The sequence below is a fragment of the Janthinobacterium breve genome (assembly GCF_051380895.1).
Taxonomy (GTDB): domain Bacteria; phylum Pseudomonadota; class Gammaproteobacteria; order Burkholderiales; family Burkholderiaceae_D; genus Janthinobacterium.
Window position 1 is genome coordinate 1 of record NZ_JBNYXY010000012.1, and the last position, 24,334, is coordinate 24,334.

Consider the following 24,334-nt stretch of genomic DNA (forward strand, 5'->3'; position numbering starts at 1 on the left):
GGCGCGCAGCTCGCCCAGGGTCAGCTCGCTGCCCGGCACGAAACCCGTGCTGGCGATCAATTCGCTTTCAGGAAACACGGGCGGCGCCGTCACCTGCAGGCGCTGCACCGTGATGCGGGTGGTATCGCCCAGCGTGGTGGCCGGCACATTGCCCTGTTGCACGCGGATGGCCGGTGCCGCCTTGGGTAGCTGGGGCGCGACCGGAATCTGCTGCAGCTGGCTGCCGGCGCTGGGAGGATCGACAGCGTACGCGTTCTGGATCAACAGCAGCAAGGTCAGGGGCAGGGGCAGGAGTTTGGCGCGCAAAAAAATCCTCTCGATCACAGAATCAGCGGTGGGAGGCAAAGTTGCCATATATTAATTTAATAGTTCCTATACTGTAACAGTTCCGTTCTAAAACTTGACCATCTTTATTTTTTATATTAGGAAAGTGCTCATCGATTCGCTTTCCTGGCGAGTTTGGCGCGCAAAATGCTCAAACGGCGCGTCGATCAAGCAGTTTCTGGTCGATTTGCCAATAAGCGCTACGTTTTAAATCGATGATTTCCCACAGCAGTGACGGCGCCACACGCCATTGCCCGCCATCGCACAGCAGGCAGCAGCTTGTGGTGTTCATGCCGATAATGGTGCCGACGCGTACGCCAGGTACTTGTCGGTGAAGGCGACGGTATCGCCGGGTTTGAACTCAGGCAGGTCCGGTGCGCGCGGCCGCAGCGGTGGCGCGGCCGGATGTCGTCCTATATAATAATTGCCTGCGTTGGCAGCAACTGCAGCAGCGGACCGGCGCGAGCGTGCCGCTGCGGTGATCGAAGCAAATACGTCAAGCCATGATTTGACACTACCAATTAATCTACTGCACTGACACAATCGTCAGTGCAGTGAGCTGGAGATGCGCGTCAAACGTCCTCTCAATGCCCTCCCCCCAGATACGCGGCGATCACCTTCGGATCGTTCTTTAAACTCTCGGCCGGGCCGTGCACTGAAATGCTGCCGTTTTCCAGCACGTAGCCGTAATCGGCCACGTTCAGGGCGGCGGCGGCGAATTGCTCCACCAGCAGCATAGTCACGCCTTCGGCCTTCAGGCGCGTGATGATGCGGAAGACTTCCTCCACCAGGATGGGCGCCAGGCCCATCGACGGCTCGTCCAGCAGGATCACTTCCGGGTTCAGCATCACGGCGCGGGCCATGGCCAGCATCTGCTGCTCGCCGCCCGAGAGCGTGCCGGCCAGCTGGTCGCGCCGCTCCTTCAGGCGGGGGAACAGCTCCAGGGCCTTGTCCAGGTCGCCCTTGATGTCGCCTTTCGGGCGTGCGCGCGTAAAGCGGGGGAAAGCGCCCAGCAGCAGGTTGTCCGTCACCGACATTGAGGCGAACACGCGCCGCCCTTCCGGCGAATGGGCCAGGCCGGCACGCGCGATGCGGTGCGAATCGAGCCCTGTGACATCCTTGCCGCCCAGTGTGACGGTGCCCGATTTCGGTTTCAGCATGCCGGAAATGGCGCGCATGGTGGTGGTCTTGCCGGCGCCGTTCGAGCCGATCAGGGTCACCAGCTTGCCCTTCGGGACGTCGAGCGAAATGCCGTGCAAGACTTCGACTTTGCCGTAGGCGGCGTGCAGATTTTGAATGGTCAGCATGGTCTTCCTCTCAGTGCGCCGCTGGCGCCAGGGTTTCGGCGCTGCCGCCCAGGTAGGCTTCGATCACTTTCGGATCGCTCTGCACGGCACTCGGCACGCCTTCGGCGATCTTCTGGCCGAAGTCCAGCACCGTCACCACGTCCGACAGGGCCATCACCACATCCATGTGGTGCTCGATCAGGATGATGGTGATGCCGTGTTCGCGGATCTTGCGGATGATGGCCATCAGTTCCTTGATGTCGGGCGCCGTCAGGCCCGCCGCCGGTTCGTCGAGCAGCAGCAAACGGGGGTTGAGGCCCAGTGCGCGGCCGATTTCCAGCAGCCGCTGTTTGCCATACGGCAGATTGCGCGCCTCTTCGTTGGCCAGGTCGGCCAGGCCGACGAACTCGAGGATGCTGGCGGCCCGCTCGCGCGCCGCCGTCTCTTCGCGCTTGTAGCGGGGCGTATGCAGCATCACGTCCAGTACATTCGATTTAAAGGTGTTGTGCAAGCCTACCAGCACGTTCTCGGTCGCCGTCATCTCGCCGAACAGCTGCACGTTCTGGAAGGTGCGCGCCACGCCACCCAGGGCGATTTCGGACGGCGTGCGGCCGGAGATCACCGCGCCGGCGAATTCCACCTTGCCCGCCGTCGGCTTGTAGATCCCCGTCAGCACGTTCATCATCGTGCTCTTGCCCGAGCCATTCGGCCCGATCAAGCCATGCACGGAGCCTTGCGTGACGTTCAGGTCCACCTGGTTCAGCGCTTTCAGGCCGCCGAACTGCATCAGGGCCTGGTCCACGCGCAGCAGCGTTTCACCGCGCTGGCCGCCCTGGGCGTGGTCAAAAGGCGCCACGCCATGCGAAGCGACGGCCTGCACATGGCCCCGGCCCTTGCCGATAAAGCTCATCAGGAAACCGACGATGCCGTCCTGCAGGTAGTACACGACAAATAAAGTCATCAGGCCGAAGATGGTCAGGCGCCAGTCGATCATGTTCTCCAGTTTAAAGGAAAACGCAGCCAGGCCGATGGTGGCGACCAGGGGCACGAGCACGCCGCGCACGGTGGAGCGTTTTTTCGCCAGCATGAAGGCGGAGCCGATCACGCCCAGCACGGCGGCGCTGACGGCGATCTTGCGGAACAACTCGATGTCGGCCAGCAAACTGGGCAGCATGACGACGATCAAGGCGCCGATCAAGGCGCCCGAGCGCGTCTTGCGTCCGCCCATGATGACGGCCAGCAGGAACAAGATCGTCAGCTCGAAGTTGTAGGTATTGGGCGAGATGTATTCTTCCGAATACGCATACAGGCTGCCGGCCAGGCCCGCGAAACCGGCGCTGATGACAAACGCATACACTTTATAGCGATAGACGGACACGCCCATGCAGTCCGAGGCGATGGGACTGTCGCGCAATGCTTCAAACGCCCGCCCCAGGTTCGACTTTAAAATGCGGTGCACGACCACCAGCGAGACCACCATCAGCGCGGCGACCATGTAGTAGTACTCCACTTCGCTCAATTTGTGGCCGAACAAGACGGGCTTGTGGATCTTGATGCCCATCGGCCCTTCCGTCAGGAAGCTCATTTCATTGATCAGGATTTGTATGATGGTGCCGAAGGCCAGGGTCACCATGGCCAGGTAAGGGCCGGTCACGCGCAGGGCCGGCAAGGCCAGGATGGCGCCAAAGGCGGCCGCGCCCACGATACTGGCGGGGATGGCCAGCCAGAACGGCAAGCCCAGCTTGAACACCAGCACGCCCGTGGCGTACGAGCCGATGCCGAACAGGCCCGCGTGACCCAGCGATACCTGCCCCGTATAGCCGACGACGATGTCGAGGCCGAACAGCAGGATGGCATAGATCAGAATGGTCTCGGCCAGGTGGATGTAGTAGGGGTTCGGAATGACGATGGGGAACAACGCGAGCGCGGCCAGGCCTGCCGCGCTCAGCGCCAGCATGGTGATTTTCTTGTTCATGTGATCCTCAGACTTTCTTGATCGCGGCTTTGCCGAACAGGCCGGATGGCTTGACGGCCAGCACCAGCAGCAGGAGCAGCAGGCCAGGCACTTCCTTGTAACCGGTGGAAATGTAATAGCCGGTGGTCGTTTCCGCGATGCCCAGGATCAGGCCGCCGACGATGGCGCCCACGCCCGACGTCAGGCCGCCAATGATCGCCACGGCAAACGCTTTCAGGCCCAGCGAGGCGCCCATGGTGGCCCCCGTCAGGGTCAGCGGCGCCACTAGCACGCCCGCAAAGGCGGCCGTGGCCGACGACAGCGCGTAGGAAAAGGTGATCACCATGCCCGTATTGATGCCCATCAAACCGGCCGCGTCGCGATCGTTGGCTGTCGCCACGACGGCCTTGCCGTAGATCGATTTGCGGTTGAACACTTCGACGGCCAGCATGATGGCCAGCGCGCCGACGATCACCGCCACCTGCATCTGCTGCACATTGGCGCCAAACACCTGAAACGGCACCGCCGACAGCGGCGACGGAAACATCAGGTCATCCTTGCCCCATATATTTTCCGCCACGTTTTTAAAAATGATGGCCAGCGCGATGGTCGACATGATCCAGCCGAATTCGGACTTGATCTTGATGGCGGGCCGCACGCCTATCCATTCGACGAACACGCCCTGCAAGGCGCCGAAGGCGATGACGATGGGGACCATCAGCAAATAGCTCATGTACGGGCCGCCATGGATGGTGCCCACCAGCGAGAGGCCCACCAGCGCGCCCAGCATCAAGGATTCGCCCTGGCCGAAATTGAGGGTGCCTGAAGTGGCAAAGGTCAGCTGATAGCCGAAGGCGATGACGGCATAGATCATGCCAAGCGCGATGCCGCTGAAGACGAGCTGCAGGAAGATTTCCATGGTATTCCCCGGAAGACGAAAGATGAAAAAATGGCCAGTCCTGATTCCTCAAGGCTGGCCATTTCGCGGCTAGATACTTGGAATTAGCCGGACTTATTTGGCAAGGACGACCTTGCCGTCCTTGACTTCGCCAAACACGGTCAGCTCGGCCGTGATCGCTTCATGGTTGGTTTTGCTGAACGGCTTGTTATAGGTGGTCACGGCGCCCTCCACTTTGTCCGTCAGGTTTTCCAGCGCGGCGCGCACTTTCGGACCATCCGTGCCGCCGGCCTGCGTGATGGCGGCAGCCAGCAGGTAGATGGAATCGTAGCCTTGCGCGGCTGAGACGGCCGATGGCATGCGTCCGCCCGATGGCTTGTAGGCGGCCACATAGGCATCGATGAAGGCCTTGCGCTTCGGCGTGCTGGCATCCTGGATGAAGGTTTGCGGCATGCGCGTGCCATTGCCGTTCTTGCCCGCGTTGTCGATGAAGTTACCCATGGCCAGGGTCCAGCTGCCGATCAGCGGTACTTTCCAGCCCAGTTTTTCCATGCCGTTGGCGATCTGCGCCAATTCCGGGCCGATGCCGTAGGTCAGCACCACTTCCGCCCCCGCCTGCTTGGCTTTCAGCAACTGGGCCGTCATGTCGACGTCCTTGATGTTGTATTTTTCAACGACAACGGGCTTGATGCCCTTCTTGTCCAGCGCCTTTTCCAGGTCTTCCCGGCCAAGCTGGCCATAGTTGGTGGAATCGGCCAGGATCGCCACTTTCTTGAACTTGCGGTTCTCGATGGCCTCGTGCACGATCATGCCGGACTGGATGGTGTCATTGGCCGCGTTGCGGAAGATGTAGTTTTCCGGCTGGTCGGCGAATTGCTTGGTGACGATGGAGCCCGTCGCCACATTGTTCATGACGGGAATTTTCGCTTCCTGGTAGAAGCGCTGCGAAGCCAGGGCCACGCCCGTGTTGATGTAGCCGACGGTGGCGGCGACCTTTTCCTTGTTGATCAGCTCCTGGGCGATCTGCACGCCGCGTTCGTTCTTCGCTTCGTCATCGCGCTCGATCAGCAACAGCGAACGGCCCAGTACGCCACCCTTGGCATTGATTTCAGCGACCGCCAGCTTGACGCCGTCGCGCATCGACACGCCCATCGGCGCGGAACCGCCCGTGAACGGACCGGACACGCCGATCTTGATGGGGTCGGCTGCGACTGCCGCTTGCGAGAAACCCAAAACCAAACTTGCCACGAGCAATTTCTGTTTCAAATTCATTGTCATCTCCTCTGATACAACGTTTTTAATGCCACTTATTTTTATAGTCGTACGCTGGATAACCGCCCCATCGATAAATCATTGTAGGTGAGTAAACATGCACCAGCAACAACTACATATGACGCATCGCAACATGCAGAAAAGACCGAATTGCCTGCCCCATGTCAGTCTTTTGTAAGGAAAATATGGGGCAAATTGGCGCACCTGCGCCATCGCGCAACAATCCGCGGAAAAACACCACAGGCAAGCAGGCGAGCTCGGCGATTCACCAAGCCATTGATCTGGCGCAATATTGGCACTGTCCAGCATGCTAAAGTCGGCCATGCCAGCGCGTGCGCGCAGGCCCGATCAGCCACTGCTACCGCATGGAGGCCATATGCAGCGCCCGCAGAACTCATCCGTTTCCGCCCTGCTTCTTTGCGCCACCGCCAGCCTGCTGCTGGGCGGCTGCGCCACCGACCTGGCGCCCGTGCGCACCTTTGCCGAACAGACACAAAAAATGTCGGTCAACTTCGAACCCATGCTGGCGGGCGGCGTCCACAGCTGCATGGGCAAGGCCATGCGCAAGCGTTTAATCCTGGCCGAGCGTTTCGATGCGCAAGCCAGCGAACAGGCGGCGCGCGCCGATTGCGCCGCCATCGCGCAGGCCAGCGCGTCGGTCGCCAGCCTGAACGACGTCCTGCTGCGCTATGCCCACACCCTGGCGGCGCTGGCCGATGACAAGCTTCCCGTCTACCAAGAAGAGTTCGGCGGACTCGGCGATTCGCTGGGCGGCCTGGCACAGCCGGACGCCGGCGCGCCCCTGCTCGATGCGGACAAGCTGGCCAAGGTCGTCAAATTGAGCGAACACCTGAGCCGCCTGGCCACCCAGCGCGTCCAACAATCAGCCTTGCGCGAATTGCTCGACGAGCAGGAAGCCGTCGATATCGTCAGCAATGCGCTCAAGGAGTATGCCCAGCGCAGCTACCGCGCAGGCTTGCAGGATGAATTGCGCGACCTGGCCCATCTGCGCGGCGCCGTCGATAACGCCGCGCCGCGCGAACCGCTGGCCGCCAACTACATCCGCACGCGATTGCACCTGGAAGGGCGGCAATTGCAGGAAAGGGAAAAGATCGTCGCCGCGTATGTCGCCGCCGTCGACGCGCTGCAAGCCAGCGTGGCCGCGCTGCGGACCAATCTCGACCGCCCGCAGGCGCCCGAACTGGAGCGGCAGCTGGCGCAGTTTGCACGCGACGTCGCCACGCTGCAAAAACAGGCTGTTTTCTATGGTCCCGCCCGCTGGTAAGCGGCGCGCACACTGGAGTATCCCATGGCCCCACTGACCGAACTGACGAAAGACCAAAGCTACGCCATCGCCGACAGCCTGGCGCAGGCATCAAGCCTGGTGCTGGAATTGCGCATCCGCGAACGGGAAGCGCTGACGCCGGACGAGCGCGCGCTGCTGGAGCAATATGAAAATCACCTGGACCAGATGGTGGCCCTGTTTCGCGCGTATGGCATTTACCTGACCGCAGCAGGCGCGGAACAGGCGCGCGGCGATATCGAGGGCGCCATCGCCAAGGGCAAGCTGCAGCTCAAGCGCATCGCCGACGTGAAGGCCGCCATAGCCGCGGCGGCCAGGCTGGTCGACTTGGGCGCGGCCATCCTGTCGCGCGACCCGCTCGCCATCGGCGAGGCGGCAGCCAGCTTGCGGGCCAAGTCAAAGAAGGACGAGAAGACCTAAGGTTCCGGCGGGCGGTGTCCCATCGCATGCGTGGCCATCATCAGGTACAGGTGGCCCTGCTCCTCGTTGTGCGCGTAGCCCATCTGCCCTTCGGCCAGGGCCACGGATTTCTGCTGCAGCGCTTCAGGGTAGCCAAGATCGCAGGCGGCGTCGAGCCAATAGCGCGCCTTTTCCACGTCACTGTCCAGCAGCAGGTTCGCCACGATGAACATGGCCGGCGCCACGTTGCGCCAGGCCGCCAGCTCCAGCCAGCGCAGCGCGGCGGCGCTGTCCTGCGGCCCGCCCATGCCATTTTTCAGCATCAGGCCCAGATAGTACGCTGCGGGACCGCTGCCCTGCCCCGCCGCCTGTTCGAACAGCGCGCGCGCCTGCGGCTGGGACGCTGTCCCGGCGCGCATCAAGGCCTTGGCCTGGGCCGTGAGGTCAGGTACCGACGACGCCAGGGGCGACGCAAAGGGGGAGACAAGTACCGCCGCCAACAACCACACCACCAGCTTCATTTGGACAGGTCAAGCTGGTACAGCGCAAAGCCCTTGCCCGCACCATCGTCGGCCTTCAGTTGCGTGACGTTGTCGATGCCGGCCGCTTGCGCCAGGTCGATCACATTCGGCGCCGAGTGGAACACCACCGGGCCTTTGGTGGCCACTTTGGCGAAGCGCCAGCTGCGCGCCGAGCCGTTTTTCGCGCGCGTCAGGTTTTTCTCTTGCGTGACGTAGGCGATCAGCAGTTCACGGTTATTGTCGGGCGAGGCCACCACCGTCTTACTGCCGTCGAGGCCAGGGAAATTGCCGCCGCCGCTGGCGCGGTAGTTATTTGTCGCAATCAGAAATTCCTGCGTCGCGGCCATTGGCTTGCCCTGGTAGGTGAGACCCTTGATGCGCCGGCCCGGCTGCTGCGTGACGTCGATCTGGTAGCGCACGTCGGCGCTGGTGATGGCGTCAAAGTTGTAGCTCGGATGGGCCGAGTTGACCAGTTCCTGCGGCTCCGCCTTGTTGACATCGATGGTATTGAAACGCTGCGCCGACTGCTCCAGCCAGGCTTTCAGTTCCGCGCCATTCATCTTCACGCCATACAGCGCGTTCGGGTACAGGTACAGGTCGGCCGCGTTATTCAGCGCCACATTGCCCGCCTTGACGTCCGTGTAGTCGGACACGCCGGCCGAGCCGCTCTTGAATGGCGACGACATCGACAGCACGGGCAAGTGCGCGTACTGCGGCAAGTTCGCTTTGACATACGCGGCCAGGTAGCCAGATTGCGCCTGGTTTACCACTTCGATGGCGCTGACATCGCCCACGTCGGCAAAATACGTCGACATGCGGAAGTCCGTGGCGCCCACGGGCGTCTGCACGTAGGCAATCGTCGCCGCGTGCTCCTCGGCCACCAGTGTGGCGATGGCCGCATCGGGCGCGACATAACTTTTGTCCACGTTCTGGATGCCGCGCGCTTCCACCGTTGTGGCGCTCTTGTCGACGGTCCACTGCTTGCCGTCGTGGCGCAAGCGCAAACCGATCACGCCCAGGTGCTTGCCCCACAAATTGGCCATCACGGTAGGCACGCCGTTGACCAGCCCCTTGACCTTGTCGACGCCGGGCAAATTAAACTGCGGCACCGTGCTGCTGGCGTTCGGGAACAGCTGGTGCGAATGGCCGATCAGCATGGCGTCCACGCCCGGCACTTGCGACAGGTAGTAATTGCCGTTTTCCATGGTGGGCGAGTATGGGCTGCTATCTAAGCCGCCGTGCGAAATGGCCACCACCAGCTCGGCGCCCCTGGCGCGCATCTCGGGGATGAATTTTTCCGCCGTCTCGCGCACGCCCTGCGTATACACGCGCCCTTCCAGCCAGCGCTTGTCCCAGGCCATGATGGTGGGCGGGGCAAAACTGATGATGCCCACCTTCACGGTACTGGTCACGGCCTTGCCATCGGGGCCGGTCGCCGTGATTTGCTTGGCGATGATGTGGTATGGCGCAAACAGGGGCTTGCCCGTCTTGACGCTGTAGACGTTGGCCAGCACTTGCGGAAACGCGGGGCCGGCGCAGCGCGGCTTGGCCGCATCGACGCTGTCGACATCGAACTGGTTGCCCGTCACCTGGCTCAAGAACGCCAGGCCATAGTTGAACTCATGGTTGCCGATGCCGCCGCCGTCCACCTTCAGCAAATTCATGGCCTTGTAGATAGCAAGGGTCTGGTCGCAGGCCAGCGGTTTGACGAGGGCCTGGTAGTCGGCCAGCGCCGTGCCCTGGATGGTGTCGCCGTTGTCGAGCAATAGGTTGTTCGGAAATTCGGCACGCGCCTGGGCAATCAGCGCCGCCGTGCGTTCCAGGCCGATCGACGGTTCCGCCTGCAGCTTGTAGTAATCATAACTGAGCACATTCGCGTGCAAGTCCGTCGTCTCCAGCAGGGCCAGGGTGGCGCTGCTACCGGCCGACGCGGCGACAGGCGCCCGGGCAGGCCCGATGGCGGCGGGCGGCAAGGCGCCGCAGCCGGCCAGCAGCAGCGGTAACAGGGCGAGACGGGGGAGTTGGCGCAGGGGTTGGCACATGAGTGTTCCTGTGGAAAGACAATATCGCCCGCATCATACGCAGCACGGCAGCGCTCATCAAGGCAAAAATATTGTCGCAAATACAGCAAAATAGTCATTTTATTGCCCTGTGCAGCAGCAATTGCGCCGCAGCGGCAGCGAAAACCCGCCGCGCTCGCGTATAATTCAAGGTTTGATTTCACCATAGAAGACCAGAACATTATGGAAGCCGAACGCATCAATATCATCTCCGCCCTGCTGAACGACCTGACGGTCCGCGAAGCCGAACTTCGGAGGTATCTTTGACTTCACTGTCAAGTCGGAGAAACTAGAGCAAGTCAACGAAGAACTGGAAGATCCGACCGTCTGGAACGATCCCAAGCGCGCCCAGGACCTCGGTAAAGAGAAGAAGGCGCTGGAAGCCATCGTCTTCACGCTGACCAAGGCCGATGCCGACCTGCGCGACACCCGCGACCTGTTCGACATGGCCCGTGAAGAAGGCGACGACGAGACGCTGGAAGCGATCGAGCAGGACGTGCAGGAAATCCGCAAGGTCATCGAAAGCATGGAGTTCCGCCGGATGTTCAACAATCCGATGGACCCGAACAACTGCTTCATCGATATCCAGGCCGGCGCCGGCGGTACTGAAGCCCAGGACTGGGCCTCGATGCTGCTGCGCCAGTACCTGCGCTATTGCGAACGCAAGGGCTTCAAGGTCGAAATATTGGAGCAGTCCGACGGCGAGGTTGCCGGCATCAAGACGGCCACCTTGAAGGTCGAGGGCGATCACGCCTACGGCTTCCTGCGCACGGAAACGGGCGTGCACCGCCTGGTGCGCAAGTCGCCATTCGACTCGGCCAACGGCCGCCACACCTCGTTTACATCGCTGTTCGTGTATCCGGAAGTCGACGATTCGATCGAGATCGACGTCAACCCGGCCGATATCCGCGTCGATACCTACCGCGCGTCGGGCGCCGGTGGTCAGCACATCAATAAAACCGACTCCGCCGTCCGCATGACCCATGCGCCGACCGGCATCGTGGTGCAGTGTCAGAACGACCGTTCGCAGCACCGCAACCGCGCCGAAGCGATGGAAATGCTGAAAGCCAAGCTGTACGAACATGAGCTGCGCAAGCGCATGAGCGAGCAGCAAAAGCTGGAAGACTCGAAAACGGACGTGGGCTGGGGTCACCAGATCCGCTCCTACGTGCTGGACCAGTCCCGCATCAAGGACTTGCGCACCGGCTTCGAGACGGGCAATACCAAGGGCGTGCTCGATGGCGACATCGACGAATTCATCTCCGCCTCGCTCAAGCAAGGCGTGTAAGGATGAATGCATCCGTTCCAGCCCGGCGTGCCTTCCTGTTCGACATGGATGGCACGATCGTCGACAACATGGCCTTCCACACGACATCGTGGCTGGCGTTCTTTGAACGCCAGGGCCATGTGCTGGATGCGGACGCCTTTTTCCGTGACACGGCAGGACGGCAAGGCCGCGAAATCATCGCCAAGTACCTGGGCGAGGATGCCGACCATGTCACGCTGCTGGCTGAAAAGGAAGTCGTCTACCGCGAACTGTATGGCCCGCACCTGGCCACGGTGGCCGGTTTCGGCCAGTTGATCGCCAGCGCGCGCCAGAACGGCGTGGGACTGGTGGTGGGTACGGCCGCGCCGGACGAGAACATCGCGTTCACGCTCGACGGCCTGGACCTGCGGCATCGCTTCGACGCCATCGTCGGCGCCGCCGACGTGGAACGGGGCAAGCCGCATCCGGACGTTTTCCTGAAAGGCGCGCAGCTGGCCGGCGCGCTGCCGCAAGACTGCATCGTCTTTGAAGACGCGCCCCTGGGCGTGGAAGCGGCGCGCCGTGCCGGCATGCGCGTCGTGGTGCTCACCACCACCCTGCCGGCCGAAGCGTTTGCCGCATTCGACAACGTGATTGCCATCGTGCCGGATTTCTCCGCACTCGACGTCGACGCACTGTTTGCCTGCGCGGCGCCAGCGCTGGCACCACATCATCAATCATCACCAACGAAGAACACCATGACTACGGATATCCAAGAACAAGCCGCCGCCCCCGATGAAAACAAGATCATCGCCGAGCGCCGCGTCAAGCTGGCCGCATTGCGCGAACAAGGCATCGCCTTTCCGAACGATTTCCGCCCCGAGCACAAGGCAGCCGACCTGCACGCGCAATACGGCAGCAAAACGCGCGAAGAGCTGGAAGAAAACCCCGTACACGTGGTGCTGGCCGGCCGCATGATGCTCAAGCGCGAAGCTGGCAAGAAAGCCGCTTTCGCCACCCTGCAAGACGCTTCCGGCCCGAAGGCCGACGGCCGCATCCAGATCTACGCCACGCTCGACCTGACCGGCGAAGCGGCCATGGCCGCCCTGCACCACTATGACCTGGGCGATATCCTGGGCGTGCAAGGCACGCTGTTCAAGACCAAGACAGACGAACTGACCATCAAGGTCACGCAACTGCGTTTGATCACCAAGTCGCTGCGCCCGCTGCCGGACAAATTCCACGGCCTGGCCGACCAGGAAACGAAGTACCGCCAGCGCTACGTCGACCTGATCATGAACGAAGAGACGCGCCGCACCTTCAAGGCGCGTACCGCCGCCATCTCGTCGATCCGCCGCTTCATGGAAAAGAACGAGTTCATGGAAGTGGAAACGCCGATGCTGCACACGATTCCGGGCGGCGCTGCGGCAAAGCCGTTCATCACGCATCACAATGCGCTGGACATGCAAATGTTCCTGCGCATCGCGCCCGAGCTGTACCTGAAGCGCCTGGTGGTGGGCGGCTTCGACCGCGTGTTCGAAATCAACCGCAACTTCCGCAACGAAGGCGTGTCGATCCGTCACAATCCTGAATTCACGATGATGGAATTCTACGCGGCCTACACCGACTACAAATGGCTGATGGATTTCACGGAAGCCGTCATCCGCCAGGCCGCCATCGACGCGCACGGCACCGCCACCCTGACCTACGGCGGCCGCGAGCTGGACCTGGCAAAACCGTTCCACCGCCTGACCATCGTCGAAGCGATCAACAAGTATGCTCCGGGCTACACCGCCGAGCAGTTGGGCGATGCGGAATTCATCAAGGAAGAGCTGAAGAAATTCGGCGTCAAGCCCTTCGCCACGGCCGGCCTGGGCGCGCTGCAACTGGCGCTGTTCGAAGAGACGGCTGAAGCGCAGCTGTGGGAACCGACCTACATCATCGACTACCCTGTCGAAGTGTCGCCACTGGCGCGCGCTTCCGACACGGTGGCCGGCATCACCGAACGCTTCGAGTTGTTCATGGTGGGCCGCGAGATCGCCAACGGCTTCTCCGAGTTGAACGACGCGGAAGACCAGTCGGCCCGCTTCCTGGCGCAAGTCGCTGCCAAGGACGCCGGCGATGAAGAGGCGATGTTCTACGACGCCGACTACATCCGCGCGCTGGAATACGGCATGCCGCCAGCCGGCGGCTGCGGCATCGGCATCGACCGCCTGATGATGATCATCACGGATTCGCCGAACATCCGCGACGTCTTGCTGTTCCCGCATTTGCGCCGCGAAGACTAATCACGGACGCAAGCCGATAAAAAGCCGCTTGATCGCAAGATCAGGCGGCTTTTTTACTTTTGCGGCCGGCCGTCAATCGGCCAGGGTCACGCGCTGGTGGCTGCGGCTGGCCTGCTGCGCCGCCAGCGCCGTGGCCAGCGCGCGCATGCCGTCGTCGCCAGTGGCGGCAGGCTGCCCTTCGCCGCGCATGGCGCGCTGGAAGGCGCACACCGAGCGTACGTACAGGTTTTCATGCTCGACGGGGATGTCGACGCTGCCGCCGTCGCGGGTCAGGCAAATGGTGCCGACGGGGCGCTGCGTCATGACGCCGGTGGCGAAGATGGTGCCCTTGCTGCCGATGATTTCCACGCCGGACAGCGAATAAGGTGCGTTGAACGCGTCGTGCACCTGTACCAGGGTGCCGTTGTCGAACTCGATGACGGCCATCAGGCCCTCCTCCAACCCGGCCACCGTCATGCCGCCGCTGGTGGCGCAGGCCGTCACATGGCGCGGTTCCGAGTCGAGCAGGAAGCGCAAGGTGTCGACATCGTGCACGAACATGTCGAGCGTGACGCCGCCCGACTCCGGCGCGTCCAGGCGCCAGCCGCGCAGGTGCTGCGGCAGGTTGTTCGCGTGCAGCACGCGGCAATACAGGGGCTGACCGATCTCGCGGGCGCGTATCAGCTCGCGCACCTTGCCATGGCTGGCGGCGTTGCGCAGGTGATGGTTAATCCCCAGCACCACGCCTGCTTCGGCGCAGCCATCGACCATGCGGCGGGCGTCCTCCAGGTTCAGCGCCAGGGGCTTTTCGCACAGCACGTGCTTGCCGGCGCGCGCCGCCTGCAAGGTCTGCGCCATATGCCATTCGTTGGTGGTGCTGATGTACACGGCATCCGCACCCGGATGCGCCAGCGCCGTATCCAGGTCTGTATAGCTGGCGGCTATGCCGAACTGCGCGGCAAACGCGGCGCCGCGCGCGGCGTCGCGGCTGACCACGGCCAGCACTTCCGCGTCGCCCTGCTGGCGGATCGCATCGACCATCCATTCGCGCGCCACGGTGCTGGCGCCAACCAGTATCCATCCGATCTTCTTCATTCCATTCTCCAGTTAAAAAGTGTGGCGCAGGCCAAGGTTCCAGGCCTGGTTGCCGCTGCCGTTATCCGTGGCGTTACCCACCACATAAGCGGCGCCGTTGCGGTTGTCGATATGCGCATAGGCCGCGTACAGCGTGCTGCGCTTCGACAGCGCGTAGGTGTAGCCAATGCCGATCTGGGAAGCGTCGCCGTTGGCGGCGCGCCGGTCGTCGCGCCGCACGTACGAGAACAACACGCGGTGCGGGCCCACCGGCAGGGTGGCACCCAGCATCAGGTCCGCGCTGTCGACCGTGGTGACTGCGCCCGCCGTGCTCTTGCTGACGGCGACGGCGGCATGCGCCTTGACCACGCCGAAGTCCCAGGTGGCGCCCAGCACCGTGTTGCGCGCCGTCCCCGCCACCAGCGCGTTTGATATGGTGTTGGCGTCCTGGTGCGCCATGCGCAGATACAGCGGCCCGCTGGCATAGGTGGCCGCTGCGCCCGTATAGCGCCTGGCCGCCGCGTCGCCGGGCACTTCGCCGAAACCGTACGCCAGTTCGCCGGAAAGGCCGTCGCGCACGGGCGAGCTGTAGGTGATGCTGTTGTCAACCCGGCTGATGTAGCCGGCCGTGAAGACATTGCTCATCCTGCCCGCAAAACCCAGGTAAAACGGATCCAGCACGCCCAGGCTGGAATCGATGAAGGTGTACTGGCGGCCCAGCCGCAGCGTACCCGCCGCGCCGCTCAGGCCAACGAACGCCTGGCGCCCGAACAGCAGGCCGCCCTGGGCCGAAGCGCCCGTGTCGGCCAGGATGCCCGCATCCATCGTCAACAGCGCCGTCATGCCGCCGCCCAGGTCTTCGCTGCCCTTGAAACCCAGCCGCGAACCGTTGGCGATGCCGCTCGTCAGCTTGAGCACCCTGCCGCCGGCGCCGCCGCTCTCGGACACCACGCCCAGGTCCGCGATGCCGTACATGCTCACGTTCGACTGCGCGCTACACAGGCCGCTGCCGGCGCCAATGATCATTGCCCCTACTACCTTCTTCTTCATCTCTTTCCCTGTCTGTGGATACTGCGCTTAGCGCACCAGATGGCGCGGACGCTCGCCGCGCAGGCCTGCCAGCAGGTTGTCCACCGCCTGCTGCGCCATGGCAAAGCGCGTTTCATGCGTGGCCGAGCCGACGTGCGGCAGCGCCACCACATTGGCCATGCCCGGCAGCGGGTTATCCGGCGCCAGCGGTTCGTGCTCGAACACGTCGAGACCGGCACCGTGGATGGTGCCCTGTTGCAGCGCCTCGATCAGCGCCGCCTCGTCGACGATGCGCCCGCGCGAACCGTTGATGAAGATGGCGCCGGGCCGCATCAGCGCGAACTCGCGCCGGCCCATCATGCGTTCCGTCTGCGCCGTCAGCGGCAGCACCACGCAGACGAAATCGGAGCCGGCCAGCAAGTCGTCGAACGCCACCTGGCGCGCACCCAGCGCCGTTTCCACCTCGGGCACTGCTTCGCCGTTCACGTACAGCACCTGCATGCCGAAACCGAGTGCCGCGCGGCGGGCGACGGCGCGGCCGATGCGGCCCATGCCCAGCATGCCGATGGTTTTGCCATGCACGTTGACGCCATACTGACTTTCGCCCACGCTGCGCGTCCAGCTTCCCGCCTTGACGAATTCGGCCAGTTCGACGACGCGCCGCGCGCTGGCCAGGATCAGCGCGAAGATCGTGTCGGCTGTCGTTTCCGTCAACACGTCCGGCGTATTGGCCAGCAGGATGCCCCGTTCGCGCAGGTAATCGACGTCGAACTGGTCGACGCCCACCGATATAGTGGAAATAATGCGCAGGTCAAAGGCCGGGTCCAGCAGTTCGCGGTCCAGACGCACGCTGGCGCCCAGCAAGCCATGCGCGCCGCGGATGGCGGCGGCGAACGCGGCGCGGTTGCCCGCATCGATGGCCTCGAAATACGTCACCTCGCATTCGGCGCGCAGGCGCGCCAGCAGCGGTTCGGCCAGCTTTTTATAGACAACGACATTTTTTTTCATGTGTTTCCCCTGTTCGGTTCAAGATTGGACCAGCGCATCAAGCTGGGCGCGGGTCGGCAAGCCTTCCATGTCGCCGGCCACCTGGATGGCGAAGGCGCCGACGCGGTTGCCGCGCCTTACCGCCTGCGCCAGCGGCAGGCCTTCCAGCAAGGCGCTGACGAGGCCGGCCGCGAAGCCGTCGCCGGCGCCCACCGTATCGACCACGTTGGACACGCGCTCGCCCGGCACCATGCCGCTGTCGCCACCGGCCGTGCGGTAATAAGCGCCCTCGGCGCCCAGCTTGATGACCACCAGCCGCGCGCCCCGCTGCAGATAAAAGCCGGCCACGTCGTGCGGCAGGTCGTGACCGGTGAGGATTTTCCCCTCCCCCAGACCGGGCAGCACCCAGTCCGCCCTGGCAGCGAGGCGGTTGATCTGTTCGACCATGACAGCTTGCGAGGGCCACAGCGAGGGCCGCAGGTTCGGATCGAACGACACGGTCCGGCCATGCTCGCGCATGAAGTCCAGCGCCTGGCCGGCGAATGCCAGGCTGGTGGCGGACAGCGCAGCAGCCACGCCGGTGGCGTGCAAGTGGCGCGCGGACAGGAAATAAGCGGGGTCGAAATGCTCCGGCGCCAGCCGGCTGGCGGCGGAACCCTTGCGGAAGTATTCGACCAGCGGATCGGCGCCGTTCTCGGCCTTCTCCTTGAGCAGGAAGGCGCTGGACTGGCCGGCGACGGTGACGACGCGGCTGCAGTCGACGCCTTCGGCCTGCACGCTGGCGCGGATGAAGCGGCCGAAGGAATCGTCGCCCACCCGGCTCAGCCAGCCAACGCGCAAGCCCAGGCGCGCCAAGCCGATGGCGACATTCGTCTCGGCGCCGGCCAGGCGGCGCGTGAAATGCGCCACGGCCGCCAGGTCTCCCGTTTCCTCAGCAACGAACATCGCCATCGCCTCGCCATAGGTGACGACGTCGAGCGCATGCGCCCCTTGATTCAGTTCATGTTCCATCATGCGACCTCCAGCATCTGAATGTAGCGGCCCGTTTCAGCCACCAGGTCGGCGCCCTCCAGTGGGAATTCGATGGCCCGCTGCACGCCCGGCGCGAAGTGCGCGAAGACGGCGCGCCAGGCCGGATCGGCCTCGGAGACGGCGCAGGCGGACAGGCGGCCCGCGTCCTCCATGACGGCCTTGCAATGCACATAGCGCACATATGGCGCCAGCAGGCGCGCCGCCTGATGCGCGTCTTCGCCCACCCAGCGCCAGTTGCCGATGTCGAACGTCAGCCCCACCGGCAGCCCGATTTCGTGCGCCGCCGCCAGGAAGCGCGCCATGGTCGCCAGCTTGCCGCCATGGGCCGTCTGGTCGTTTTCCACCAGCAGCGCCACCGGCGCCGCCGCCAGCCGGGCGTTCAAGGCTTGGAGCTCCGGCGCGGCCGGGTAGTGCCCCAGCGACACCTTCAGGTAGCGCGCCCCCAGGCGCGCCGCCTCGTCCAGCATCTGCTGCAGCAGTTCTTGCTGCAGCAGCCCGTCCGCGCCCCACAATTCGATGGGCGTGGAATACACCGAGTACAGGCCGCGCACGGCCACCGCCGCGCCCATGCGCACCAGGTCCGGCAGATCGGAAGTAAACAGTTCGCGGCGAATCTCGATGCCGGCGCCACCCGCGTCGGCCACCACGTCGATGAAATGGCTTTGCCCCAGCTGCCTTACCCTGCTTGCGCCATAGGCCGACGCCGCCACCAGGACGGGGCTCATTTGATTGCTCCCGCGCCGACGAACTGGCGCGCCTCGGGCGTTTGCGGGTTGCTGAAGAAGGCTTCCGACGGCCCGCTCTCCCACACCTTCCCCTCATGCATGAAAACGGTGACGTGGGCCATGCGCCGCGCGAACTCCATCTCGTGCGTCACCAGCAGCATCGTCATGCCCGCCTGCGCCAGCTCTTCCATCACCTTCAGCACTTCCTGCGTCAGTTCCGGGTCGAGCGCCGACGTCACTTCGTCGAACAGCATCACCTGCGGTTCCATCGCCAGCGAACGGGCGATCGCCACGCGCTGCTGCTGGCCGCCCGACAGCTGCTCGGGATAAGCTTCGCGCTTGTGATCCAGACCCACCTGCTTGAGCACGCGCAGCGCCGTGGCGCGGCCCTGGGCATCGGGCACCTTCTTGGCAATGCGCGGCGCCAGCATGACGTTTTCTTCCACGGTCAGGTGGGGGAACAGGTTGTAGCTCTGGAAGACCATGCCGACATCCTTGCGCAAGTCGAGCAGGTGCTCCTGGCGCGCCGTCAGCGTATGGCCGGCCACGACGATGCTGCCGCTGTCGATGGTTTCCAGGCCGTTGATACAGCGCAGCATAGTGCTCTTGCCGGAACCGCTGCGGCCGATCACGGCGATGACCTGGCCCCGCTCGACGGCGAACGAAACGCCCTTGAGCACGTGATTGGCGCCGAAGCTCTTGCTGATATTGTCAATGTCAACGATGGGCATGGAATTTCCTTTCCAGTGAATGGCTGTAGCGCGACAGCGGGTAGCACATCGCAAAGTAGATCAGGGCGACGACGGGGAAGACGATGAAAGGCAGGAAGGTCGCGTTGCTGACCAGTTGCCCTGCCCGCGTCAGTTCCACCACGCCGATGATCGAGGTGATCGAGGTGTTCTTGATGATCTGCACCATGAAGCCCACCGTCGGCGGCAGCGAATGGCGCAGTGCCTGCGGCAGGATGACATAGCGCAGCTGCTGGTAGCGGTTCAGCGCCAGCGCGGCCGATGCTTCCCACTGCTGCCGCTGCACGCCTTCGATGCAGCCGCGCCAGATCTCGCCCAGGTAGGCGCTGGCAAAGATCGTCATCGCCGCGCCGGCCGCGATGATCGGCGACAGCTTGTAGCCGAACAGGGCCAGGCCGTAATAGGTCAGAAACAGCACGATCAGCACGGGCGTGCCCTGGACCAGCTGGATGTACAGGGCGCTGACAAAACGCAGGAACGGGCTGCGCGCCGTGCGCAGCAGCGCCACCGCGAAGCCGGCGATGCCGCCCGTGATGAAGACGATCAGCGACAGGCCGATGGTCCAGCGCGTGGCCTCGAGCAGGAATTGCAGGTTATCCCAGGAAAAGTCACTGATCATGTCATGCTCCCATGCGTACCGCGCCCATACGGCGGCGGCGTTTGAAGACGATCTGGCCCAATACCCAGAAGCCGAAGCGGAACAGCAGGGCCAGCAGGATGTACAGCACCATCACGACGATGTAGATCTCGAAGCTGCGGAAGGTTACCGCGTCGAGCAGGTGGGCGGCGGCAGTCAGCTCTTCGGCGGAAATGGCCGACACCACGCTCGATGCGAGCATCATCAGCGTGAACTGGCTGGCCAGCGCCGGATACACTTTTTCAAGCGCCGGCAGCAGCACGACGTGGCGCATCACCTGCCAGCGCGTCATGCCCAGCGCCTGCGCCGCCTCCAGCTGCGACGGATGGACGGCGCCTATGCCGGCGCGCACGATTTCCGCCGCATAGGCGCCCAGGTTGACCGTCATGGCGACGAGCGCGGCGCCGTTGGCGTCGAGCTGCAGGCCCAGCGACGGCAAGCCAAAGTAAATGATGAACAACTGCACCAGGAACGGCGTGCTGCGGATTACCTCGACATACGCGCGCACCGCCACGCGGGCATAGCCGGGGCCGTTCTTCAGGATGACGGCGGCGCACACGCCCACCGCCAGTCCCAGCACCATAGCCAGGGCGCTCAGGCGTATCGTCAGCGCCGCGCCCCACAACAGGCGGTCCAGCGATTGCATGACGAGTTCGAAATGAAATTCATACGGCATACTCAACTCCTTATCTACGTGCGCATCCCCGGCGGCGCCACCATGGTGGCGCGCCGTGCGGACAGGCACTCTCCCTGTGCGGGTCGCGGTATCAGAAGGTCGGCAATGGCGGCAGCGGCGCGCCGCTCCACTTGCGCGCGATGGCGTCGAGTTCGCCGTTCAGCTTGACGTAGTAGATGAAGTTATTGAGCCACTGGTGCAGCTCGAAGTCGCCGCGGCGCACCGCCATCGAATTCGGTTGCAGCGAATAGGCGAACCTGACCTCGATCTTGCCCGCGCCGCGCGTCTTGATGATATCGAGCGCCATCGTGCTGGGGATAGAGACGGCATCGACCTGCTTGCTGAGCAAGGCCTGCGTGACGGTGGCGTCATCCTCGAAACGCACGATGCTGGTGCCGACCGGCGCCATGCGGCTCAGCGCCGTGTCATTCGTGGTGCCGCGCGTCACGCCCACCTTCTTGCCCTTCAGGTCGGCCAGGGCCTTGAATTTGCCGCCGACCGGTGCGACGATCGCCAGTTCGAACGCGCTGTAAGGCATGGTGAACATCAGCGTCTTGGCCCGTTCCGGCGTGGGCGCCAGGGTCGCCACGAGGAAATCGACCTTGCCCGATTCCAGCGACGGCACGCGCGAGGGCGCCGTCAGGGGCACCACTTCCACGGGCAGGTTCATGTATTTGCCGATCAGGTTAGCGACATCGACGTCATAGCCGACGGGCGCGCCCTTGGCGTCGATGCTGCCAAACGGCGGCGTGCCGCTGACCACGCCGATGGTCAGTTTGCCTTTTTTGATCAAGTCGCCCAGCGTCTGGGCGCCGGCGTCGGCGGCTACGCCCAGGGCGCACGTTGCTGCGAGCGCGCAGGCCACGAACTTCGCGTAAAACAGTGTCGTCATCTTCATGCTTCAGTCTCCTGTGATCCCGGTACCGGCCTCGTCGAGGCGCTTCCGGGAATATTGTCAAATGGACGATTCAGATCGTCTCTTGCCGTGTCGTTTCAACTTAATTTCAACCTCATGCCAAACTCCTGCCATTGCCCTGCCTGACTACCCATGCCCCTTTCCAGCGTGAACACCATCCATGAAACCGGTTCCATACCTTGCCCAAAAAAAAGGGCAACGCCCTCTTCCCCGTCAATCGCCGCCTTTGCCCGCAATTCCTCCCTGGGTGGAATTGCGCACAATCAACTTACCCGGCAACAGCACCTCGCGCGGCGGGCATTGCTCGCCCTGCAGGCGCGACAGCATGCACGTCATCGCCGAAAAGCCGATCTCGTAAGTCTGCTGCTCGATCGTGCTCAGGCCCGCCAGCGGCGACCAAGGTAATTCGTCAAAGCCCAGCAGGCCCACGTCTTGCGGCATGCGCAAATCGAGGCGCTGCAGCATCAGCGCCAGTTCCAGCGCCACCATGCCGTTCGAGGCCAGCAGCGCCACGCGGCGGCCGCGCCACTGCGCCAGGCATTGCCGTACCTGCGCGTCGATGGAGGGACGGTCGTCCAGGTCCACCGCCAGCACTTCGCCCACGCAGCCGGGATGCTCGGCAATCACGGCCTGAAAACCGTCGGCGCGCATCAGCCGCGAACTGACACCCGTCAATGGCGGCGCGACGAAGGCGATGGCGTCGAAACCCTGCTCGATCAGATGCGCGGTGGCCAGCCGGCCAGCTTGCACATTGTCCAGGCCCACCAGGTCAAAATCGACGCCCTCGATGCGCCGGTCGACCAGCACGATGGGCATGTCCGCCTGCTGCAAGTCGGACGATTGGATGTTGCGCCCCTGCGTGTTGACGATCAGCCCTTCCACGCTGTACGAGCGCAGCGCGGCAAGCGACTGCCGTTCGCGCAGTTCGTCATTGCCGGTATTGCACAAGATCAAGGTGTAGCCATGCTGCTGGCAGGCCGCTTCCACGCCTTGCAACACGGCCACCGTATAGGGATTGAGCATGTCCGCCACGACCATGCCGATCAGGCGCGTGCGTCCGCGCTTGAGGCCACGCGCCATCTGGTTCGGCTGGTAGCCGAGGCGCGCGATGGTGCTTTCGATCTGCTGGCGGATGTTCTCGGACAAAGCGTCCAGTTCGCCGCCGAGAAAGCGCGACACGCTGGTCTTCGACACGCCCGCCTCGCGCGCCACCTGGGCGATGGTCACGGGCCGGGCCGGCTGGCCGGAGACGGTTTTTTTGCTGCCGCGTACTGAATCCAAGATTGATCTCCACTACCTGTTGATATGCATATTTTTATTTTGGAACCGGTTCCAAAGATAGCACCCAGGAATCGATGACGCAAGCGATTTGATTGGCTGTGGCGGCGAAAGCACACGCTGGGGCAAATGTGAAAGGCGCCGCCCCCCCCCCCCCGGCAAACGCAGGGGGGGGCGGCGCGATGGTGTCAAGACTATTTACTGGATCACGGTATAGCAAGGCACGTACGCCGTACCCGCCAGCTTCATGCGGTGCTGCGCCACGAACGAGGCCAGCAGCGCATCCATGGGGCCCATGATGTCCTTGTCGCCATGGATTTCAAAGTTGCCGTGCTCTTCGATCGAGCGGATGCCGTCATCCTTGACGTTGCCCGCCACCACGCCCGAGAACGCGCGGCGCAGCTGGGCTGCCAGCAAGTGCGTGGGCTGGTTCTTGTGCAGGCTCAGGTTGCGCATGTTTTCATGCGTGGGCTGGAACGGCTTCTGGAACTCGTGGTCGATCTTCAGCAGCCAGTTGAAGTAATACGCATCGCTGTGGGCCTTGCGGAATTCGCGCACCTGGCGTATGCCTTCGAGCATTTCACGCGCCACCAGTTCCGGGTCGTCGATGATGATTTTATAGCGCTGCTGCGCTTCCGGGCCCAGGGTGTCGCTGATGAACTGGTTGATCTGCACGAAGTACTCGCGCGAGGTCTCCGGTCCCGTGAAGATCAACGGGAACGGGATTTCGGCATTGTCCGGGTGCAGCAGGATGCCGAGGATGTACAAAATCTCTTCGGCCGTGCCGGCGCCGCCGGGGAACACGACGATGCCATGGCCCGCGCGCACGAACGCTTCCAGGCGTTTTTCAATGTCCGGCATGATGACGAGGTCATTGACGATGGGGTTCGGCGATTCGGCCGCGATGATGCCAGGCTCGGTGATGCCCAGATACCGGCCACTGTGCAAACGCTGCTTGGCGTGGCCGATGGTGGCGCCCTTCATGGGGCCCTTCATGGCGCCGGGGCCGCAGCCGGTGCAGATGTCGAGGCCGCGCAAGCCCAGCTGGTAGCCTACTTCTTTCGAATAATTGTATTCGGCGCGGTTGATCGAGTGGCCGCCCCAGCACACAACGAGGTTCGGGTTGAGCTGGGTTTGCAGCACGTTGGCGTTGCGCAGGATGTGGAAGACGGCGTCCGTCACGCCTTCCGTGCTCTGCAAGTCGAATTTCGGGTTGCCCGTGACTTCATCGCTGACAAAGATGATGTCGCGCAGCACGGCAAACAGGTGTTCGTGGATGCCCTTGATCATCTTGCCATCGACAAAGGCGATGGCTGGCGCGCCCTTGATGTCGAGCTTGATGCCGCGCTCGCGCTGGATGATGGAGATTTCAAACGATTGGTAGCGCTCCAGCAAGGCGCGGCCATCGTCGATGGTGCTGCCGCAATTGAGTACCGCCAGCGCGCAGCGGCGGAAGGTGTTGTACAGGCCGCCCTGGCTAGTGTCGAGCAGTTTGTTGACTTCAGTCTTGGAGAGCACGTCCAGGCGGCCTTCCGGTGAAACCAGAGTATCGATAACGTCGTGTTCCATAATGCGAAAAATCCCTTTAAAAATCGATGCTCGAAGGTCTTGCAGCCTTAATATACGACAAGTCGGGCAGGTTGTGCTGTGGCGCCGCAAAATCGCCCGAGCCGCCCTTGCCTGCAAACCGGTTTGATTAAT

The 24,334-nt window shown here is 63.2% G+C and carries 21 protein-coding genes and 2 pseudogenes; 5 read left to right on the top strand and 18 right to left on the bottom strand.

Features of this window, described 5'->3' with window-relative positions:
* The 5 genes and pseudogenes from ACQ4W0_RS23500 to ACQ4W0_RS23520 all read right to left on the bottom strand — a co-directional run.
* Positions 1-306: pseudogene (locus tag ACQ4W0_RS23500) on the bottom strand (ShlB/FhaC/HecB family hemolysin secretion/activation protein); the annotation flags it as partial.
* Between the two features lie 602 nt (positions 307-908).
* On the bottom strand, positions 909-1,631 hold the full coding sequence (locus ACQ4W0_RS23505; RefSeq protein ID WP_436578946.1) for an ABC transporter ATP-binding protein: 723 nt from the start codon (positions 1,629-1,631) through the stop codon (positions 909-911).
* 10 nt (positions 1,632-1,641) lie between these two features.
* Positions 1,642-3,585, bottom strand: a complete 1,944-nt coding sequence (locus tag ACQ4W0_RS23510; protein ID WP_436578947.1) for a branched-chain amino acid ABC transporter ATP-binding protein/permease — start codon at positions 3,583-3,585, stop codon at positions 1,642-1,644.
* A gap of 7 nt (positions 3,586-3,592) precedes the next feature.
* The gene (locus ACQ4W0_RS23515) at positions 3,593-4,483 is read right to left on the bottom strand and encodes a branched-chain amino acid ABC transporter permease (RefSeq protein WP_436578948.1); all 891 of its coding nucleotides are present in this window, start codon (positions 4,481-4,483) and stop codon (positions 3,593-3,595) included.
* Between the two features lie 93 nt (positions 4,484-4,576).
* On the bottom strand, positions 4,577-5,734 hold the full coding sequence (locus ACQ4W0_RS23520; RefSeq protein WP_436578949.1) for an ABC transporter substrate-binding protein: 1,158 nt from the start codon (positions 5,732-5,734) through the stop codon (positions 4,577-4,579).
* Between the two features lie 376 nt (positions 5,735-6,110).
* Here ACQ4W0_RS23520 and ACQ4W0_RS23525 point away from each other — a divergent pair, with 376 nt between their 5' ends.
* Positions 6,111-7,019: a hypothetical protein gene (locus ACQ4W0_RS23525; protein WP_436578950.1), complete on the top strand. Its 909-nt coding sequence runs from the start codon at positions 6,111-6,113 to the stop codon at positions 7,017-7,019.
* Positions 7,020-7,043: 24 nt separating this feature from the next.
* The gene (locus tag ACQ4W0_RS23530; RefSeq protein ID WP_436578951.1) at positions 7,044-7,457 is read left to right on the top strand and encodes a hypothetical protein; all 414 of its coding nucleotides are present in this window, start codon (positions 7,044-7,046) and stop codon (positions 7,455-7,457) included.
* On the opposite strand, the gene ACQ4W0_RS23535 is transcribed toward ACQ4W0_RS23530, so the two are convergent.
* Both ACQ4W0_RS23535 and ACQ4W0_RS23540 read right to left on the bottom strand, forming a co-directional pair.
* Complete coding sequence (locus tag ACQ4W0_RS23535) at positions 7,454-7,948, bottom strand: tetratricopeptide repeat protein (protein WP_436578952.1); 495 nt, start codon at positions 7,946-7,948, stop codon at positions 7,454-7,456. The genes ACQ4W0_RS23530 and ACQ4W0_RS23535 overlap by 4 nt on opposite strands.
* Positions 7,949-7,953: 5 nt before the next feature.
* A complete protein-coding gene (locus tag ACQ4W0_RS23540) occupies positions 7,954-9,999 on the bottom strand; it encodes a bifunctional 2',3'-cyclic-nucleotide 2'-phosphodiesterase/3'-nucleotidase (RefSeq protein ID WP_436578953.1) in 2,046 nt (681 codons plus the stop codon).
* 201 nt (positions 10,000-10,200) lie between these two features.
* Here ACQ4W0_RS23540 and prfB point away from each other — a divergent pair.
* The 3 genes and pseudogenes from prfB to lysS all read left to right on the top strand — a co-directional run bounded on the left by prfB (position 10,201) and on the right by lysS (position 13,551).
* A protein-coding gene (prfB, locus tag ACQ4W0_RS23545) for a peptide chain release factor 2 (protein WP_152284547.1) occupies positions 10,201-11,305 on the top strand; the annotation gives its coding sequence in 2 pieces (ribosomal slippage) (positions 10,201-10,281 and positions 10,283-11,305; 1,104 coding nt in all).
* A 2-nt stretch (positions 11,306-11,307) separates the two neighbouring features.
* Positions 11,308-11,856, top strand: a pseudogene (locus tag ACQ4W0_RS23550) (HAD family hydrolase); the annotation flags it as partial.
* 165 nt (positions 11,857-12,021) lie between these two features.
* A complete protein-coding gene (lysS, locus tag ACQ4W0_RS23555) occupies positions 12,022-13,551 on the top strand; it encodes a lysine--tRNA ligase (RefSeq protein WP_436579172.1) in 1,530 nt (509 codons plus the stop codon).
* Between the two features lie 72 nt (positions 13,552-13,623).
* Here lysS and ACQ4W0_RS23560 read toward each other — a convergent pair whose 3' ends face one another.
* From ACQ4W0_RS23560 to ppnN, 11 genes are all read right to left on the bottom strand, one after another.
* Positions 13,624-14,625, bottom strand: a complete 1,002-nt coding sequence (locus ACQ4W0_RS23560) for a Gfo/Idh/MocA family protein (RefSeq protein ID WP_436578954.1) — start codon at positions 14,623-14,625, stop codon at positions 13,624-13,626.
* A 12-nt stretch (positions 14,626-14,637) separates the two neighbouring features.
* The gene (locus ACQ4W0_RS23565) at positions 14,638-15,654 is read right to left on the bottom strand and encodes a porin (RefSeq protein ID WP_436578955.1); all 1,017 of its coding nucleotides are present in this window, start codon (positions 15,652-15,654) and stop codon (positions 14,638-14,640) included.
* A gap of 27 nt (positions 15,655-15,681) precedes the next feature.
* Positions 15,682-16,641 carry a 2-hydroxyacid dehydrogenase gene (locus ACQ4W0_RS23570; RefSeq protein ID WP_436578956.1) on the bottom strand — a complete coding sequence of 320 codons (960 nt, stop codon included), beginning with the start codon at positions 16,639-16,641 and terminating at the stop codon, positions 15,682-15,684.
* An 18-nt stretch (positions 16,642-16,659) separates the two neighbouring features.
* A complete protein-coding gene (locus ACQ4W0_RS23575) occupies positions 16,660-17,634 on the bottom strand; it encodes a sugar kinase (protein WP_436578957.1) in 975 nt (324 codons plus the stop codon).
* Positions 17,631-18,377: a sugar phosphate isomerase/epimerase family protein gene (locus ACQ4W0_RS23580; protein ID WP_436578958.1), complete on the bottom strand. Its 747-nt coding sequence runs from the start codon at positions 18,375-18,377 to the stop codon at positions 17,631-17,633. Before ACQ4W0_RS23580 ends, ACQ4W0_RS23575 begins: the two co-directional genes overlap by 4 nt.
* Positions 18,374-19,108 (bottom strand): amino acid ABC transporter ATP-binding protein, encoded by a 735-nt coding sequence (locus tag ACQ4W0_RS23585; protein ID WP_436578959.1) that lies wholly within the window; start codon positions 19,106-19,108, stop codon positions 18,374-18,376. Before ACQ4W0_RS23585 ends, ACQ4W0_RS23580 begins: the two co-directional genes overlap by 4 nt.
* The gene (locus ACQ4W0_RS23590) at positions 19,095-19,745 is read right to left on the bottom strand and encodes an amino acid ABC transporter permease (RefSeq protein ID WP_436578960.1); all 651 of its coding nucleotides are present in this window, start codon (positions 19,743-19,745) and stop codon (positions 19,095-19,097) included. Before ACQ4W0_RS23590 ends, ACQ4W0_RS23585 begins: the two co-directional genes overlap by 14 nt.
* Position 19,746: 1 nt before the next feature.
* Positions 19,747-20,439 (bottom strand): amino acid ABC transporter permease, encoded by a 693-nt coding sequence (locus ACQ4W0_RS23595; RefSeq protein ID WP_436578961.1) that lies wholly within the window; start codon positions 20,437-20,439, stop codon positions 19,747-19,749.
* Between the two features lie 91 nt (positions 20,440-20,530).
* Positions 20,531-21,337 carry a transporter substrate-binding domain-containing protein gene (locus ACQ4W0_RS23600; protein WP_436578962.1) on the bottom strand — a complete coding sequence of 269 codons (807 nt, stop codon included), beginning with the start codon at positions 21,335-21,337 and terminating at the stop codon, positions 20,531-20,533.
* A gap of 231 nt (positions 21,338-21,568) precedes the next feature.
* Entirely contained in the window at positions 21,569-22,636 is a 1,068-nt protein-coding gene (locus ACQ4W0_RS23605; protein WP_436578963.1) for a LacI family DNA-binding transcriptional regulator, read from the bottom strand.
* Positions 22,637-22,831: 195 nt separating this feature from the next.
* Positions 22,832-24,202: a nucleotide 5'-monophosphate nucleosidase PpnN gene (gene ppnN, locus ACQ4W0_RS23610; protein ID WP_436578964.1), complete on the bottom strand. Its 1,371-nt coding sequence runs from the start codon at positions 24,200-24,202 to the stop codon at positions 22,832-22,834.
* Positions 24,203-24,334: the final 132 nt, after the last annotated feature.

What these genes read in the sequence shown, in the direction of transcription:
- ACQ4W0_RS23540 (WP_436578953.1), bottom strand. Translation starts at nt 9,999, where the DNA reads ATGTGCCAACCCCTGCGCCAACTCCCCCGTCTCGCCCTGTTACCGCTG.
- ACQ4W0_RS23510 (WP_436578947.1), bottom strand. Translation starts at nt 3,585, where the DNA reads ATGAACAAGAAAATCACCATGCTGGCGCTGAGCGCGGCAGGCCTGGCC.
- ACQ4W0_RS23505 (WP_436578946.1), bottom strand. Translation starts at nt 1,631, where the DNA reads ATGCTGACCATTCAAAATCTGCACGCCGCCTACGGCAAAGTCGAAGTC.
- ACQ4W0_RS23570 (WP_436578956.1), bottom strand. Translation starts at nt 16,641, where the DNA reads ATGAAAAAAAATGTCGTTGTCTATAAAAAGCTGGCCGAACCGCTGCTG.
- ACQ4W0_RS23530 (WP_436578951.1), top strand. Translation starts at nt 7,044, where the DNA reads ATGGCCCCACTGACCGAACTGACGAAAGACCAAAGCTACGCCATCGCC.
- ACQ4W0_RS23600 (WP_436578962.1), bottom strand. Translation starts at nt 21,337, where the DNA reads ATGAAGATGACGACACTGTTTTACGCGAAGTTCGTGGCCTGCGCGCTC.
- ACQ4W0_RS23585 (WP_436578959.1), bottom strand. Translation starts at nt 19,108, where the DNA reads ATGCCCATCGTTGACATTGACAATATCAGCAAGAGCTTCGGCGCCAAT.
- ACQ4W0_RS23580 (WP_436578958.1), bottom strand. Translation starts at nt 18,377, where the DNA reads ATGAGCCCCGTCCTGGTGGCGGCGTCGGCCTATGGCGCAAGCAGGGTA.
- ACQ4W0_RS23575 (WP_436578957.1), bottom strand. Translation starts at nt 17,634, where the DNA reads ATGATGGAACATGAACTGAATCAAGGGGCGCATGCGCTCGACGTCGTC.
- ppnN (WP_436578964.1), bottom strand. Translation starts at nt 24,202, where the DNA reads ATGGAACACGACGTTATCGATACTCTGGTTTCACCGGAAGGCCGCCTG.
- ACQ4W0_RS23520 (WP_436578949.1), bottom strand. Translation starts at nt 5,734, where the DNA reads ATGAATTTGAAACAGAAATTGCTCGTGGCAAGTTTGGTTTTGGGTTTC.
- ACQ4W0_RS23515 (WP_436578948.1), bottom strand. Translation starts at nt 4,483, where the DNA reads ATGGAAATCTTCCTGCAGCTCGTCTTCAGCGGCATCGCGCTTGGCATG.
- ACQ4W0_RS23525 (WP_436578950.1), top strand. Translation starts at nt 6,111, where the DNA reads ATGCAGCGCCCGCAGAACTCATCCGTTTCCGCCCTGCTTCTTTGCGCC.
- ACQ4W0_RS23595 (WP_436578961.1), bottom strand. Translation starts at nt 20,439, where the DNA reads ATGCCGTATGAATTTCATTTCGAACTCGTCATGCAATCGCTGGACCGC.
- ACQ4W0_RS23565 (WP_436578955.1), bottom strand. Translation starts at nt 15,654, where the DNA reads ATGAAGAAGAAGGTAGTAGGGGCAATGATCATTGGCGCCGGCAGCGGC.
- ACQ4W0_RS23560 (WP_436578954.1), bottom strand. Translation starts at nt 14,625, where the DNA reads ATGAAGAAGATCGGATGGATACTGGTTGGCGCCAGCACCGTGGCGCGC.
- lysS (WP_436579172.1), top strand. Translation starts at nt 12,022, where the DNA reads ATGACTACGGATATCCAAGAACAAGCCGCCGCCCCCGATGAAAACAAG.
- ACQ4W0_RS23590 (WP_436578960.1), bottom strand. Translation starts at nt 19,745, where the DNA reads ATGATCAGTGACTTTTCCTGGGATAACCTGCAATTCCTGCTCGAGGCC.